Origin of the sequence: Kribbella sp. NPDC051952 (assembly GCF_040680855.1) — a bacterium.
In the GTDB taxonomy this organism is placed as follows: domain Bacteria; phylum Actinomycetota; class Actinomycetes; order Propionibacteriales; family Kribbellaceae; genus Kribbella.
Genome location: NZ_JBFAXQ010000001.1, coordinates 382,866 through 396,843, shown reverse-complemented (window position 1 = coordinate 396,843; position 13,978 = coordinate 382,866). Strand labels below are relative to the sequence as shown.

Annotated in this window: 16 protein-coding genes; 7 read left to right on the top strand and 9 right to left on the bottom strand. The window is 67.4% G+C overall.

What is annotated here, in order from left to right; all coding sequences use genetic code 11:
- Positions 1 to 2: 2 nt before the first annotated feature.
- Positions 3 to 962, bottom strand: a complete 960-nt coding sequence (locus AB0L70_RS01900; RefSeq protein WP_363678886.1) for an Abi family protein — start codon at positions 960 to 962, stop codon at positions 3 to 5.
- Between the two features lie 121 nt (positions 963 to 1,083).
- The gene (locus tag AB0L70_RS01895; protein WP_363678884.1) at positions 1,084 to 1,680 is read right to left on the bottom strand and encodes a LysE/ArgO family amino acid transporter; all 597 of its coding nucleotides are present in this window, start codon (positions 1,678 to 1,680) and stop codon (positions 1,084 to 1,086) included.
- Between the two features lie 87 nt (positions 1,681 to 1,767).
- On the opposite strand from AB0L70_RS01895, the gene AB0L70_RS01890 reads away from it, so the two are divergent.
- The gene (locus AB0L70_RS01890; protein ID WP_363678882.1) at positions 1,768 to 2,664 is read left to right on the top strand and encodes a LysR family transcriptional regulator ArgP; all 897 of its coding nucleotides are present in this window, start codon (positions 1,768 to 1,770) and stop codon (positions 2,662 to 2,664) included.
- On the opposite strand, the gene AB0L70_RS01885 is transcribed toward AB0L70_RS01890, so the two are convergent.
- Positions 2,606 to 3,820, bottom strand: a complete 1,215-nt coding sequence (locus AB0L70_RS01885; RefSeq protein WP_363678880.1) for an FAD-dependent monooxygenase — start codon at positions 3,818 to 3,820, stop codon at positions 2,606 to 2,608. The two genes, AB0L70_RS01890 and AB0L70_RS01885, sit on opposite strands and share 59 nt — an antisense overlap.
- Positions 3,821 to 3,919: 99 nt before the next feature.
- Here AB0L70_RS01885 and AB0L70_RS01880 point away from each other — a divergent pair, with 99 nt between their 5' ends.
- Positions 3,920 to 4,495 (top strand): TetR/AcrR family transcriptional regulator, encoded by a 576-nt coding sequence (locus tag AB0L70_RS01880; protein ID WP_363678878.1) that lies wholly within the window; start codon positions 3,920 to 3,922, stop codon positions 4,493 to 4,495.
- On the opposite strand, the gene AB0L70_RS01875 is transcribed toward AB0L70_RS01880, so the two are convergent.
- Positions 4,492 to 5,334: a hypothetical protein gene (locus AB0L70_RS01875; protein ID WP_363678876.1), complete on the bottom strand. Its 843-nt coding sequence runs from the start codon at positions 5,332 to 5,334 to the stop codon at positions 4,492 to 4,494. The two genes, AB0L70_RS01880 and AB0L70_RS01875, sit on opposite strands and share 4 nt — an antisense overlap.
- Positions 5,331 to 5,996, bottom strand: a complete 666-nt coding sequence (locus tag AB0L70_RS01870) for a GNAT family N-acetyltransferase (protein ID WP_363678874.1) — start codon at positions 5,994 to 5,996, stop codon at positions 5,331 to 5,333. The genes AB0L70_RS01875 and AB0L70_RS01870 overlap by 4 nt, the downstream gene beginning before the upstream one ends.
- Between AB0L70_RS01870 and AB0L70_RS01865 the strand changes: the two genes are divergently transcribed.
- Entirely contained in the window at positions 5,893 to 6,990 is a 1,098-nt protein-coding gene (locus tag AB0L70_RS01865) for an ionic transporter y4hA (RefSeq protein WP_363678872.1), read from the top strand. The genes AB0L70_RS01870 and AB0L70_RS01865 overlap by 104 nt on opposite strands.
- Here the strand turns inward: AB0L70_RS01865 and AB0L70_RS01860 are convergent.
- The 3 genes from AB0L70_RS01860 to AB0L70_RS01850 form a co-directional block, all read right to left on the bottom strand.
- Positions 6,956 to 8,299: an ankyrin repeat domain-containing protein gene (locus AB0L70_RS01860; protein WP_363678870.1), complete on the bottom strand. Its 1,344-nt coding sequence runs from the start codon at positions 8,297 to 8,299 to the stop codon at positions 6,956 to 6,958. The genes AB0L70_RS01865 and AB0L70_RS01860 overlap by 35 nt on opposite strands.
- Before the next feature lie 244 nt (positions 8,300 to 8,543).
- On the bottom strand, positions 8,544 to 8,900 hold the full coding sequence (locus AB0L70_RS01855; protein WP_363678868.1) for a nuclear transport factor 2 family protein: 357 nt from the start codon (positions 8,898 to 8,900) through the stop codon (positions 8,544 to 8,546).
- Positions 8,901 to 8,903: 3 nt separating this feature from the next.
- Positions 8,904 to 9,941, bottom strand: a complete 1,038-nt coding sequence (locus AB0L70_RS01850) for an amidohydrolase family protein (RefSeq protein ID WP_363678866.1) — start codon at positions 9,939 to 9,941, stop codon at positions 8,904 to 8,906.
- A 99-nt stretch (positions 9,942 to 10,040) separates the two neighbouring features.
- Between AB0L70_RS01850 and AB0L70_RS01845 the strand changes: the two genes are divergently transcribed.
- From AB0L70_RS01845 to AB0L70_RS01835, 3 genes are read left to right on the top strand one after another with little or no spacing between them, the layout of a single operon-like run.
- Positions 10,041 to 10,487, top strand: a complete 447-nt coding sequence (locus tag AB0L70_RS01845) for a hypothetical protein (protein WP_363678864.1) — start codon at positions 10,041 to 10,043, stop codon at positions 10,485 to 10,487.
- A 4-nt stretch (positions 10,488 to 10,491) separates the two neighbouring features.
- The gene (locus AB0L70_RS01840) at positions 10,492 to 10,896 is read left to right on the top strand and encodes a DCC1-like thiol-disulfide oxidoreductase family protein (RefSeq protein ID WP_363678862.1); all 405 of its coding nucleotides are present in this window, start codon (positions 10,492 to 10,494) and stop codon (positions 10,894 to 10,896) included.
- Positions 10,874 to 11,542 (top strand): TetR family transcriptional regulator, encoded by a 669-nt coding sequence (locus tag AB0L70_RS01835; RefSeq protein ID WP_363678860.1) that lies wholly within the window; start codon positions 10,874 to 10,876, stop codon positions 11,540 to 11,542. Before AB0L70_RS01840 ends, AB0L70_RS01835 begins: the two co-directional genes overlap by 23 nt.
- On the opposite strand, the gene AB0L70_RS01830 is transcribed toward AB0L70_RS01835, so the two are convergent.
- On the bottom strand, positions 11,529 to 12,071 hold the full coding sequence (locus tag AB0L70_RS01830) for a DinB family protein (protein ID WP_363678858.1): 543 nt from the start codon (positions 12,069 to 12,071) through the stop codon (positions 11,529 to 11,531). The genes AB0L70_RS01835 and AB0L70_RS01830 overlap by 14 nt on opposite strands.
- 205 nt (positions 12,072 to 12,276) lie before the next feature.
- On the opposite strand from AB0L70_RS01830, the gene AB0L70_RS01825 reads away from it, so the two are divergent.
- Entirely contained in the window at positions 12,277 to 13,965 is a 1,689-nt protein-coding gene (locus AB0L70_RS01825; RefSeq protein WP_363678856.1) for a DEAD/DEAH box helicase, read from the top strand.
- Positions 13,966 to 13,978: the final 13 nt, after the last annotated feature.

Below are 13,978 nucleotides of genomic sequence, written 5' to 3'. Positions count from 1 at the left end.
ACTCACCTCACCCACGGACGCTCAGCCATCCATCCGTGCGGAAACCCCAGCTCGTGAACCCCGCGCCCACAGGCGGGGATCCCCTCGCCGATCAATTGTCGGACCTGTGTCGCCCACTGGGGCCGCTGTGCCACGCGAGCCAGCAGGAATGCGATCACGCACAGCGTCGAATAGATTCGGGAGTGCGACACCTCATGATCGGTCAGATGACGCAGGTCCGGGATCGAGCGTAGATGGCTCGGTGCGAGCTGGTCGGCGAGATTCCTGTTCCACAGGCGAGAGTGATGGGCGCAGACGTTCCGGACGTAGTTGAGGACCCGCAACCAGTTGGCCAGCGCGCCACCGTTGCCGTCGCCGCGCCGGTCCAGAACGTCAAGCCTGGCAGCGATCTCATTGCGATCTGACGCCTTCAGCCCCTGGAAGAGATAGCTCATCGAGCCGAAGTCGAGGATCTCGGTCAGCACCCAGACCGGCAGGCGTCCGTCGTACTTGTGCTGGAAGTGCACGACGAAATCCTCCGACGACCTCGTCTGGGCTGCCAGCACCTTCCGCAACCATCGGTCGTAGGTGCTCGGTCGGCTCCCGCTCGACTGTGTGAATCGGCCGTCGAGATGCCCGCCGTCCAGGTGCGCGTACGCACCGCGTCGTCCGAGGGTGAAGCCGATCAGCACGCGAACCGCGATCTCGATCCGCTCGACTGCGTCGAGGACCTGCAGTTTCAGTTGGCGATCGACGTCGTACAGGCGAACCACCTGACGAAAGCTCGTGCCCTCGACGAACTGATCGGCACGGACACCTCCGTCGAGCCGACGGTAGGAGTACCAGTAGCCGCTCAGTCGGTAGTAGCCGATGACGCTCAGCAGGTGCTCCGCCTCGGCCTCGTCGTCGATGAGCAGTCCTCTGCTTTTCAGCAGTCTGACCTGGTCGGTGAAGGTGAGGTGGGGCTTGGTGTAGGTGGTCACGGTGGTCCCCCAGGAAAAGAAAACCAGCCCGTGCCTTGAGGCAGAGGGGCTGGCCGTGTTGCCACCAATAATACACCGATGACGATCGGGCTTGAGGCGCGAACCGAGGCCTGTGGATAGGTCAGGGGAGGAGCATCCAGGTGGCTAGGGAGGTCATGAGGAGGGCTATGGCGGTGTCGAGGTATTGCCAGGCTCTGGGGCGGGCGAAGACGGGGGAGAGTTTGCGGGAGAAGAAGCCCAGGGAGAAGAACCAGGTGAAGCTGGCGGTGACGGCTCCCAGGCCGTAGAACCAGCGGCCGTCGGTGCCGCGCTGGTTGGCCAGGGAGCCGAGCAGGATGACGGTGTCGAGGTAGACGTGGGGGTTGAGGTACGTGAAGGCGAGCGTGGTGAGCAGGACGCTGCGGAGGGCGGCTGGGGTGTGGTCGGCCTGGTTGATGGAGCCGGGGCGGAGGGCACGTCTCGCGGCGACCACGGCGTACGCGTAGAGGAAGGCGGCGCCGGTGTACTTCGCGATCTCGAGGGCGAGCGGACTACGGCCGAACAAGGCGCCGAGGCCCGCGATGCCGCTCGAGATCAGCAACGCGTCGGACAGCGAACAGATCAGTACGACGGATAGGACGTGCTCACGGCGTAGGCCTTGGCGCAGCACGAAGGCGTTCTGCGCTCCGATCGCGACGATCAGAGTCAGCGTCGTGGCGAAGCCGGCGAGGAGGGGCATACCTTCGACCGTAGGTAGCTCCACTCCGTCAAACCAGCTAAAGATTCTCACGCGCCATTAGGATTGCTAAAGCTGGAGGGAGGACATGTGCAGTTTGATTCGGGGCAGTTGGAGACGTTTGCCGCCGTTGTGGACGAAGGCAGTTTCGACGCGGCGGCCCGTCGGCTACGGGTGACGCCGTCCGCGGTCAGTCAACGGATCAAGGCACTGGAGAGCCGCCTCGGCCAGGTCGCCGTCATGCGAGGTAAGCCGGTCCGGCCGACCGCGGCCGGCGAGGCGCTCCTCCGCCTCGCGCGCCAGGTGGCGCTGCTCGAACTCGAGGCGATCACCGCAATCCGCGGCACCGTCGACGCGCTGAGGATCCCGCTCGCGGTGAACGCGGACTCGCTCAACAACTGGTTCCTCCCCGCGATGCTCGACCTGTCCCAGACCCACAACGCTAGATTCCTCGTCCACCAGGAGGATGAGGAACACTCGGCCGAGTTCCTCCGCAACGGCACCGTTCTCGCCGCGGTGACTGCCGACCCACGACCGGTCCAGGGCTGCCGCGTCGTACGGCTCGGCACGATGCGCTACCTCGCCCTCGCCACGCCCGAGTACGCCGAACGATGGCTCGAAGGCAAGCCGTTGCCCGAGGCACTCGCGGAGGCGCCGATGGTGGTGTTCAACGAGAAGGACGTGCTCCAGCATCGCCTGATCCGCAAGGTCACCCGCCGCAAACTGGACCCTCCGACGCATGCGATCCCGGCCTCGGCGCCGTTTCACGAGGCGGTCCGGATCGGCCTCGGGTGGGGGATGATCGAGGACCAGGTCGCCGGACCCGAGCTGGCCGCCGGCCGCCTGGTGGAAGTTGCTCCAGGCAAGTACATCGACGTACCGCTGTACTGGCAGCACTGGAAGCTCGAGTCCGGCATCCTCGACGCCCTCACCGCGGCTGTGCTGCGGGCTGCCGAGGCCGGCCTTCGGACGACGAGTACGTCCTGAGCTCGATCGAGTTTCCCACCTTCAGCGGCACCTGTTCGATCAGCTTCCGCCACGGCAAGTACGGCATCATCCGCAAGGTTAGGTTCCGCACCTTGATGAACCACTTGGTCCCCGGGATGAACCACATCGCCCCCTCGTGCGCCATCTTCTGGCACGCCGCGACAAAGTCCTTCATTCGTACGTCGTACGCCGAGAACGCCTGCTCGTGGTCACCGCCGGCCGCGTGCAGCTCACCGGCGAGCACGTACGCACCGACGATCGCCAGACTCGTCCCCATCCCGGACAGCGACGAGGCGCAGTACCCGGCATCACCGACCAGCGCGACCCGGCCCCGGGAGTAGCTGTCGAGCTTGACCTGGCTGGTCGAGTCGAAGTAGAAGTCCGGCGCCTGCCGCATCCCCGCCAGCAGCGTCGGCACCTCCCAGCCGATCCCGGCGAACTGCCCGTCGATGATTGCCTTCTGCGACTCGATGTCACGCCGGTCGTAGTCCAACGGGTCCGATGCGAAGTAGAACAGCGCCTTCGCCTCGGCGTTGCCACGGGCGCTGTACGTCCCGACCGTCTTGCCCGGCACGTTCAGGATCTTGCCGGTGTGATCGAGGTCCAAGTGGTTGGCGACCGTACTGACCGACACGTAGTAGCCCAGCTCCTGCAGGTACGACGACTCCGGGCCGAACGCCAGCCGCCGTACGTTCGAGTGCACCCCGTCCGCACCGATGACGAGATCGAACCGACGCCGCAGCCCGCTCTCGAACACAACGTCCACGCCGTCCGAATCCTGCGAGAGCGAGGCGATCGAGTCGCCGAAGATGTACTCGGTCGTGTCGGACGTCCGCGAGTACAGGATCTCGACCAGGTCGCCGCGGAGGATCTCCAACTCACCGCTAAGAGCGCTCGGCGGAGTGCTCGCGACGCGCTTGCCCTGCTCATTCACGTAGGTGATGTCGCCCATGTTGGTCGCCTTCGCCCGGACGGCCTCGAGGATGCCCATCCGGTCGAGCACCTTCATCGAGGCGCCGCGGAAGTCGACCGCGTAGCCGCCGGGCCGCGGCGCCGGAGCGCGCTCGACCACGGTCGTCTTATAGCCGTAGCGATCCAGCCAGTACGCCAACGCCGGACCCGCCACGCTCGCACCGGAAATCAGAACCGTAGTCATCAGAAGCCTCCTGCCGAAGTGGTTGATGCGACGACTGTACGACGGTCTTAGACAAATGTGCAAGACATTCGTATAAGACGGCTGTGCTACGCTCTGTGGATGGGAAACCGGGAGGCGCTGGTCGAAGGCGCGAAGACGTGTCTGCTCGAGAAGGGCTACAGCCGGACCACCGCGCGCGACATCGCGACCGCGGCCGGCGTCAGCCTGGCGGCGATCGGGTACCACTTCGGCTCGAAGGAAGCGCTGCTGAACGAGGCGATGCGCGAGGCGCTGGATCAGTGGGGCGTCGAAGTCGCGCAGACGATGAGCGCCGGAGCGGCGAGTGCGGACCCGCAGGAGCGGTTCGTCCAGACGTGGAGGCAGGCGGTCGAGAGCCTGTCGGCCCCGGGCGTGAAGGCGTTGTGGACAACGCAGTTCGAGGTGCTCAGCCTCGGCGCGCACATGCCGGAGCTACTCGCCGAGCTCTCGAAGTTGCAGGGTGAGGCTCGCGAGGGCGTCGCCCACCTGTTCGGTGGGGTGGATGAGGACTCGGACCCGGAGACGGTTCAGCGGGTCGGCGCGTTCTTCCAGGCGTTGCTGCTCGGGGTCGTCGCCCTTTACCTCTTCGACCCCGACAAGGCACCCACCGGCGAAGACCTGGCCGCCTCCATCAAACTCGTCGCGAAGCGCCTCTAGCCCCAGCGCATTCCCATCGGATTGTCCGGCGGAAGAAGCTCGGCGGACATCAACCTCGCGCTCAGTGGGTGCACGAGGTCGTGCAACTCGCTGATGAGGTCGTCGCCGAGCGCTCGCCACCCCTGTTCGGCCAGCGCGTCTGTGGTGTCCTCAACCTGCTGCCGCAGCCTGCGGCCTGCCTCCGTCAGTACGCCGTCAGCCAGCAGCCCACGTGCAGCCAGATCCTCCTCGGCGGCTGCCCATTCCTCGTCGCTCCACCGACGCGCAAGCTGTAAGACCTGCTTCGACGGCCCACCGTCGGCGGAGATCGTCACACACGCCTGACACGGAGTAAGTTCGGCGCCGACGAGTGCCGCGACGTGCCCGTCGCCACGTGACTCCCGCAGGATCGTCGTCGCCTGCCACAACACCAGGTGCGGCTCGTCCGGCCACTCCAGCGCCGCGTTGGCCGCAGCAATCGGCCTTCCCGCGACCGGCGCCAACTCAGCCGCGCGACGGGCCACTTCGGCCGCCCGGTCGAACGATCCGTCCGGCAGCAAACGTCGTACGGCGTTGTCTACCGCGCTCAACCGGGCTTCGAGCAACTGTGTAGGGCTCGCGAAGCTCCAGGCATCCGGCAAGGCGCGCGCGACCATCGCCGGGTGGAAGCTGTAGAACGACGCGGCGACGACGGCTGGTCCGACCGGGCCGAGGGGAGCTGCCCGGCAGGCGAAGTAGCTCATCCAGCCGCCCTTGAGGCCGAGCGCGTCGGTCGCCTGCTTGGTGTCCGGGGAGAAGTACGTGATGGCGTGGTAGGGCTCTAGCGCCTTCCACATCCGGCGAGCCCGGCTGTCGGTCATGGCAGCGGACGGTACATGACGTGCAGACCGACGTACCCGAGTTTGGGGTGGTTGAAGGCCTCGGGCACGGTGCCGGCGATCTGGAAGCCCAGTGCCTGCCAGAGGTGGACGGCCGGCTCGTTCGACGCGACCACCGCGTTGAACTGGATCGACCGGAAGCCTTCATCGGTGGCCCAGGTGATCATGTCCTCGCACAGCAGGCGGCCGACGCCCTTGCCGCGGGCGGCGCCGTCGACCATGAAGCTCGCGCTGGCGACATGGGCGCCGGGACCCGGCCGGTTCGGGTACATGTTGGCGCTGCCCAGAACGGTGCCGTCAGCATCAACCGCGACCGTGGTCCGGCTCTGCGCGGCACTCGACGGTGACATCCAGAGCGCTCGTGCCTGTTCCTCGGTGAGCTCCGGGTCGTACGTGTACGTCTCCCGCGCGGCGACGATCTCGTGGAAGAACGGCCAGATGGCCGCCCAATCGGCATCCGTGGCGGTCCTGATCTGCATGCGAGAAGCATCACCCCGACGTCCCCGGATGCCAAGTTGATTGTCGATAGACTGTTTGGGGATGACAACCACCGTGATCCAAGGGCTGCCGCGCTGGAGTCTGGCCGTGCCCCCGCTCGCCTTCGTTGTCCTGCTGCTGTCCTGGGGCCGGGACCTCGGCGCCATCCTGCTGATTCTGGTCTGCGCCGGTCTTGGCGCCGCGGTCATCGCCGCCGTCCATCACGCCGAGGTCGTCGCGCATCGAGTCGGGGAACCGTTCGGCACACTGATCCTCGCGCTGGCCGTGACGATCATCGAGGTCGCGTTGATCGTCACGCTGATGGCGTCCGGCGGGGAGAAGGCCGCGTCGCTGGCCCGTGACACCGTGTTCGCCGCGGTGATGATCACCTGCAACGGCATCCTCGGGCTGGCGCTCGTCGTCGGCTCGATCAAGCATCATGTGCAGGAATTCCGGATCCAGGCGTCTACCAGTGCCTTGGCAGTGATGACCGCCCTGGTCACGCTGAGCCTCGTGCTGCCGACGTTCACGACCAGCGCGTCGGGTCCACGGTTCAGTTCGGCCCAGCTCGCGTTCGCCGGTGTGACTTCGCTGGTGATGTACGGCGTCTTCGTTTTCATCCAGACGATCCGGCACCGGGACTACTTCCTCCCGGTCACTGCCGACGACGACAAGGACGGGGACGGTCACGCCGACGCGCCGAGCGGGAAGGTCGCGCTGTTCAGTCTGGGCTTGTTGTTCGTCTGCCTGATCGCGGTGGTCGGTCTCGCCAAGACGGTGTCGCCGAAGCTCGAGTCCGCTGTGGAGTCCGCCGGCGCACCACTGGCCGTGGTCGGTGTCGTGATCGCGTTGCTGGTGCTGCTGCCGGAGACGGTTGCCGCAGTACGCGCGGCACTGCGGAACCGTCTTCAGACCAGCTTCAACCTCGCGCTGGGGTCAGCCCTGGCGAGCATCGGGCTGACCATCCCGGCGATCGCGGTCGCTTCCATCTGGTTGAGCGGACCGCTCGTGCTCGGCCTGGGTGGCAAGGAGATGGTGCTGTTCGCGCTCACGGTCGTGACCAGCATGCTCACCCTTGCCACCGGCCGGGCCACCCTGTTGCAGGGCGCCGTCCACCTGATGGTGTTCAGCGCGTTCCTGTTCCTTGCGGTAAGCCCTTGAGGTAGTCGATCACCGCCTGCTGATGGTTGTGATCGGCCCAGCCCAACGCGTTTCCGCCGTACGACGGATCCCGCAGTTCGGGGTCCGCGCCGAGCTCGATCAGTTTCTTGACCGTGTCCAGGTGACCGTTGATCGCGGCCCGGTGGATCGGCGCGGAGCCGGCCATGTGGTTCAGGTCGAAACCCAGCTTCTGCAACGGTTCCAGCGCCTCGGTCCGGCCGATCTCCGCAGCCCGGATCGGCAGATGCGGATTGCGCGCCACGGCGCGCGCGGCCAGTTCCGGGCTGATGTCCGGCGTCTCGCCTCGCATGATCGCCGCGAACACCTCATGCACCTCGTCGAGCCCGTCCGCACCGCGGGCACGGAGGAGTTCGGCGATCTCCGTGTGCCCCTGGACCGCGGCCAGTTCGTACGCACGGTGCCCGCAGAAGGTGGGGTGTTCCGTACCACGCCCCTCCGGATCGATGCCTTGGGCAAGCACCAGCTCGACCCGGTGCAGGAGTCCGGCGGACGATGCGAACACGAGCTCGTCCTCGAGCAATTGCTGGGGCGTCGGATGCGCGGTCGTCATCCGCTCGTGCCACGGACCGCCGTCGCCGCGGCCGAGCCCGTATTCGAGCAGCAGCTCCAGGTGCACATCGTCGTACGGCGGGGGACAGCCGGGACCGCAGTTGTACATGGTCTGGCTGTCGTTCGGGTCGGCACCCGCGTCGAGCAGCAGCCGGGCGAGCTCGACCCGATCGTGATGCGGCGGCTGATCGCCTTCACCGCGGCCGAACACGCCGGTCAGTGCGGTGAACGGCGACGGCATCCCCTGCCAGAGGTAGCCGGCGTTCGGGTCCGCGCCGTTCTCCAGCAGTAATCGCGCGATCTCCACCTGATGCGGCGCGTCGAGGCGGTTGTAGGTGAGATACAGCAACGGCTCCCACCGGTACGGTCCACCCTCGACAGCCGCCTGATCTGCGAGGTCTGTCCTGAGAGCCTCCAGCTCGCCGGCCACCACCTTGGTGTAGATGTTGCTCTGGGCAACCTCTGGGAACCGGTCGAGCAGATCCCGGGCGGACCGTTGCCGGGCTGGATCGTCCTGCCCGTAGTGCAATGTCGCCAGCCGGAGGAACTCGTCCGCGCGCTGCTCGGGAGTGTCGAGTGGCCCACCGACCGACTGGCGATGCGGCGAGCGGCTGTAGCGGGTGACCAGCTCGAGGTGCCGGACGATCCGTGGCCAGCTGGGGAATCCGTAGCTACGTGCGATCACCAGTTGGGCATCGGCCAGCGTCTGGACGGGATGGAACTCGGCGGCGAGTGCCACCGCCTCCGGTGCGCCGTCACGGACCTGCTTGAGCAGGGCCTTGGCCTGGTTGCGCAGGTGCTCCAGGTTCGGGTCGTCCGGGAGATTTCGGGTCGGCGTCGCGACCTCCTCTCTACGAGCCTGCTGTCCGCGTCGTCAGGCGAGAAAGGAGGTGAACATGCGTCGTACGACCTCGTCATCAGGTGGGCTGAGCCCTTCCCGCGGACCGGTGGCACCCTGAGTGCCTACCCGGGACTTTAACCGACTAGGGCTTTTCCATCCACCATTCGACGAATTCGTGCGCCCGGTCCCGGTCGAGCCGGATCACCCACAGGTTGCTGAACTCACCCGGCGGATCGGTCTGGTACGTCGTCCAGCCGCGGACGAACCCGACTCCGTCGCCGAAGCCCAGCACCTCGTACTCGAAGATCGTTTCGCCCGGAGCGTCCGATACCTCCAGCCAGGCCTGCACGATCGCGTCCCGTCCCAGGATCGGCTCTTCGTCCGGCCGCCGGTACCACGCGGCGTCCTCCGTCCAGAGCGCCGCGATGTCACCCGGATCGTTGGACTCCCACGCCTTCCGGTACTTCGTGACCCACTTGTCCAGGTCCTTCTCCTTCATGACTCACCGGACCCGGCGGTGGTGGAGTACGACGGCCGCCGGGGTGGCGAGGACCTCGGGGTGCTCGCGCGGGTCGGCGTCGTACGTGACGAGGTTGCCGTCGCCGGCCAGGCCGAGGAACTCCTGTGCGCCGGTCGAGGCGGCGACGAGTGCTTGCTCGACGGACAGGCCGTGCTGCACGAGGAGATCGATCTCGCCGGCGACGGTCCCGACGACATCTGATCCGGTCAGCACGCGGACGCCGTACCGCTCGGCCAGCGGCAGCACCGCGGCGAGGTAGTCGGACCGGGCCCGGCGCCGCTTCTCCTGCTCCGGCGTGAGGCCGGGCTCCGGACCGACGGAGGCGCACAGGGTCGGCGTCCAGGCGCCACCGCGGGCGCCGAGTGCCTCCAGGTCGTTCTCGTTGAGCGACGTACCGTGCTCGACCGAGTCGATGCCCGCCTCGATCAGGTCGCTGACGAGCTCACTGGTCACGTGGGCCGCGACCCGGGCGCCGCGGGCGTGGGCGGTCTCGACCATGGCCTTGATCAGGTCGAGCTCGTACGTCGGACCGATCAGGCTGCCGCGGATCGGGCCGTCCGGGCCGACCTCGGGGAAGTCGCCGACAAGCTTCAGCCAGGTCGCGCCCGCCGCGATCTCGGTCTCGACCGCGGCCAGCAGGTCCTCCGGGTCAACCGGCGTGTACATCTGCGGGAAGTAGCGCCCTTGCGGAGCGAAGAAGCGCCCGGCCGCCAGCACGACCGGCCGGCCGTCATCCGCTGTGGTCGCGAGCTTGAGCGTGACTTCACGGTTGCCGCCGACGTCCCGGACCGCGCTCACTCCGGCCGCCCTGAGCTCGCCGAGCCGCTCGTCCGCGAAGTCGGCGCCGAACATCGCCGGCCCGTCCTCGCCGTACCCCATCGTCAGGTGGCAGTGCGAGTCCACCAGCCCTGGTACGCCGAAGCGCCCGGGCAGCGTGTCCGGGTCACCGGGGCCGCCGAACTCGAGGCGAGCGGTCTCACCGGCCGGCAGCACGGTCCCTTCGAACACCCAGGTCGTCATGTTCGCCATCCTGCCTCAGCAGGAGACCCAGCTCACGTCGGACGCGACTTGAACATGTTCAAAAGATCGGCGTACGGTCGTCTTGACGAGAAGTTGAACGTGTTCAAGAGTGAGGAAGCGATGAGCATGACCGTGACGACGTACCTGATCTACCTGCTGATTGCCGTGCCGCTGACGGTCTGGGTGGCCCGGACCCTGAGCCACAACGGCCGGATCTTCCTGGTCGACGTGTTCCACGGCAACGAGGACTTCGCCGATGCGGTGAACCGGCTGTTGGTGGTCGGGTTCTACCTGGTGAACCTCGGGTTCGTGACCCTGTTCCTGCGCGCCGACAAGGTGGTCGTGGACACCCGGGGCGTGTTCGAGCAGCTGAGCGTGAAGCTCGGCATCGTGATGCTGGTCCTCGGCGTGCTGCACCTGGGCAACGTCTGGATCTTCAACATGATCCGCAACCGCAGCCAACTCACCGCGATGACCACCCCACCAGTCGCGCCCAACCAGGTCCTCCCGGTCGCAGACAACCAGCCGATGCCGTACGGCTACTGAGTTCATGCGCGAGCTGACCGTTCTGTACGACGCGCACTGCGGACTGTGTCGCCGGTTCAAGGAGTGGCTGGCGGCACAGCGACCGGCGCCGAACGGGCAGGGTGGAGAGGTGCGACTGCGGTTCGTCGCGGCGGGGTCGACGTACGCGCGGGCTCTCTATCCGGAGCTGGACCACGAGGCCACGCTGCGCGAGGTGACGGTGGTCGCCGACAACGGGGCTGTGTACGTCGGCGACCGGGCGTGGATCGTGTGTCTGTGGTCCACGAGGGAGCACCGGCCTACCGCCGTACGGCTGTCGAGTCCGGCGATGCGGCCGGTGGCGCGAGTGATGGTTCAGGCGGCCGCTGGGCTGCGCCGGCTGAGTGGTGGTGATTACGCTGACGGATGTGACGGAGAATGCGACCGCTAAGGGGGAGCAGACGCGGGAGTTGATTCTGTCCACCGCGCTGCGGCTGTTCCGCGAGCAGGGGTACGGGAAGACGACGATGCGGGCGATCGCCAAGGAGGCGGGCGTTTCGGTCGGCAACGCGTACTACTACTACGGCTCCAAAGAGCACCTGATGCAGGCGTACTACGACCACCTGCAGGTGCAGCACCGGGACGCGGTCGAGTCGATTCTGGCTACCGAGAAGGCGTTCGTGCCGCGGATGACCGGCGTACTGCGGCTGTGGCTCGAGGTGGCCGCGCCGTACCACGAGTTCGCCGGGACGTTCTTCAAGACGGCGGCGGATCCGAAGAGCCCGCTGTCACCGTTCAGCGAGCAGTCACAGCCGGCGCGAGAGGCGAGTGTCGACGTGTTCCGGCAGGTCGTCGACGGGTCGGACCTGAAGCTGGCGGCGGACCTGAAGACGGAGTTGCCGGAGCTGTTGTGGCTGCTGCAGATGGGCATCGTGCTGTTCTGGGTGCACGACGACAGCGAGGATCTCCGCCGTACCAAGGCATTGATCGATCGCTCGGTGCCGTTGGTCGATCGATTGTTGCGGCTGACCCGAATCCCGGGCGTGCGGGGTGTCGTGAACGACGTCGTGGGGCTGATCCGGGCTATTCGCCCGTAAGGCCGTCGACGCGTTCGCGGAGGAGGTCGGCGTGGCCGTTGTGGCGCGCGTACTCCTCGATCATGTGGATGAGCAGGTAGCGGACCGAGTACGCGTCGTCGCGCCGCGGCCGGGTGAACGTGTGGTCGAGGTCGTAGCCGGCCACGAGTTCGTCCGAGACCTTCACGATCGCCCGGTAGTCCTCAAGGTCCTGTTCAGCCTGGACCGGGTCAACGAGGTCGAAGTCGCCGTCCGGATACTCGTCGGTCCAGTACGTCGGCTGCACGGTCTGCTGACCGAGACACGTCTGGTACCAGTACCGCTCGACCTCGATCAGGTGCCGGACCAGACCGATCAGGGACATGCTCGACGGGTCCACACTGCGCTGGACCAGTTGCTCGCCGGTCAGCCCGGACACCTTCCAGAGCAGCGTGCCACGGTGGTAATCGAGGAACCCTTGCAGAAGTTCACGCTCACCGGCCGCGGTCGGCGGATCGACCCGGAACTGGTGATCGGGGTGGCTGGGCGGGGAAGGTGTCTGTGCCGTCACGAGCAGAAACCTAGCTGTTGTGACGAGCATCCTGTGCATTCTCGCGGCGGGTTCACCCTGCGTGCCGTAGACTGTCTGTGACGGCCCGCCCAGTTCTGCCTCGGGCCGGTGAGCGCAAACACACTGCGCCAGCAGTCGACCACCACGCGCCGCGGCCACAATGCCGCGCCGGGCAGGACGACCCCCGACTTTTTTGGAGCACCACATGGCGGCCCGCCGCCCCACGTCTACATCCCCCCAAGTACAGACCACCACTACCACCTCTGCTCGACCGAACCGGCGTCGCCGTTCCGGTGCCCGGCGCAACGAGCCGGCCAAGACTGTTGCTCGCAGCAACAAGTCCGCCACGCTCGCCACCCCCGGCACGTACGACGAGGTCGCACCGATCGTTGTCCCCGACAACCTTACGTTCGCGGATCTCGGCGTACCGGATGCTCTGGTCGCCGCGCTCGCGAAGACCGGTGTGCTCAAGCCGTTCCCGATTCAGGCCGCCACTCTGCCGGATTCCCTGGCAGGTAAGGATGTTCTGGGTCGCGGCCGGACCGGATCGGGCAAGACCTACGCGTTCGTCCTGCCCGTGTTGGCCCGGCTCGCCGCCAGCCGCACGAAGCGCCGGCCGAACCACCCGCGGGCGCTGATCCTGGCGCCGACGCGTGAGCTCGCGACCCAGATCCAGGCCTCGATCACGCCCCTCACCGACGCGCTCGACCTGCGCACGATGACGATCTTCGGCGGTGTCGGTCACGGCCCGCAGATCACCGGCCTCCGCAAGGGTGCCGACATCGTCGTCGCCTGCCCGGGCCGGCTCGAGGACCACGTCCAGGCCGGGCACGCGAAGCTCGACGCCGTCGAGATCACCGTGCTCGACGAGGCGGATCACATGGCCGACCTCGGCTTCCTGCCCGCCGTACGCCGGATCCTCGAAGCGACCCCGTCCACCGCCCAGCGGCTGCTGTTCTCGGCCACGCTGGACGCCGGCGTCGACGTGCTTGTGCAGCGATTCATGACCAACCCGGTCACGCACAGTGTCGACTCGGCCCAGTCGCCGGTCTCGCTGATGACCCACCACGTGCTGCACGTCCAGGCTGCGAACCGGCTCCCGGTGCTCGTCGACCTGACCGCCGCGCCCGGCCGTTCGCTCGTCTTCACGCGGACCAAGTACGGCGCCAAGGCCCTCACCAAGAAGCTGATCGCCCAGGGCGTCCCAGCGGTCGAGCTCCACGGCAACCTGTCCCAGGGCGCCCGGACGCGAAACCTCGAGGCGTTCTCGGACGGTACGGCGAAGACCCTCGTCGCGACCGACATCGCCGCGCGCGGGATCCACGTCGACGACATCGCGCTGGTCATCCACGCCGACCCGCCGATCGAGCACAAGGCCTACCTGCACCGCTCCGGCCGCACGGCCCGGGCAGGTGCCGAGGGCACGGTCATCACGCTGATGACCGACGACCAGGTGCGCGACGTACGCGACCTGACTCGCAAGGCCGGCATCGCGGCGACCGTCACCAAGCTCACCACCGGCGACCCGCTCCTGACCGAGCTGGCCCCGGGCGAACGCACGTACGTCGAGCCCGTCGTCAAGCCTGTCCAGACCGAGAGCGCCGGCGCCACCCGTGGCGGTCGAGGCTCCGGTGGTCGCGGGACGGGCGCGCGTGGATCGGGCCGGGGCAACCGCGGCCGCCGCTCCGCAGGCTCCGAGTCGCAGTCCGAGCAGCGCGGGTCGCAGGCAGGTTCGTCCCGCTCAGCGCGGGGCGGCAGCCGGACCAAGGCCCGCGCGGGCGCGAGCGGCTCGAAGACCTACAGCACCAGCACCCCAGGCTCGACGTCCCGCCCCGCCGGAGCAGCAGCCTTCTCCGCCGGCTCCCGCGCCGGCACCTCCCGCCGCTCCCGCTGACCTACAGACACGC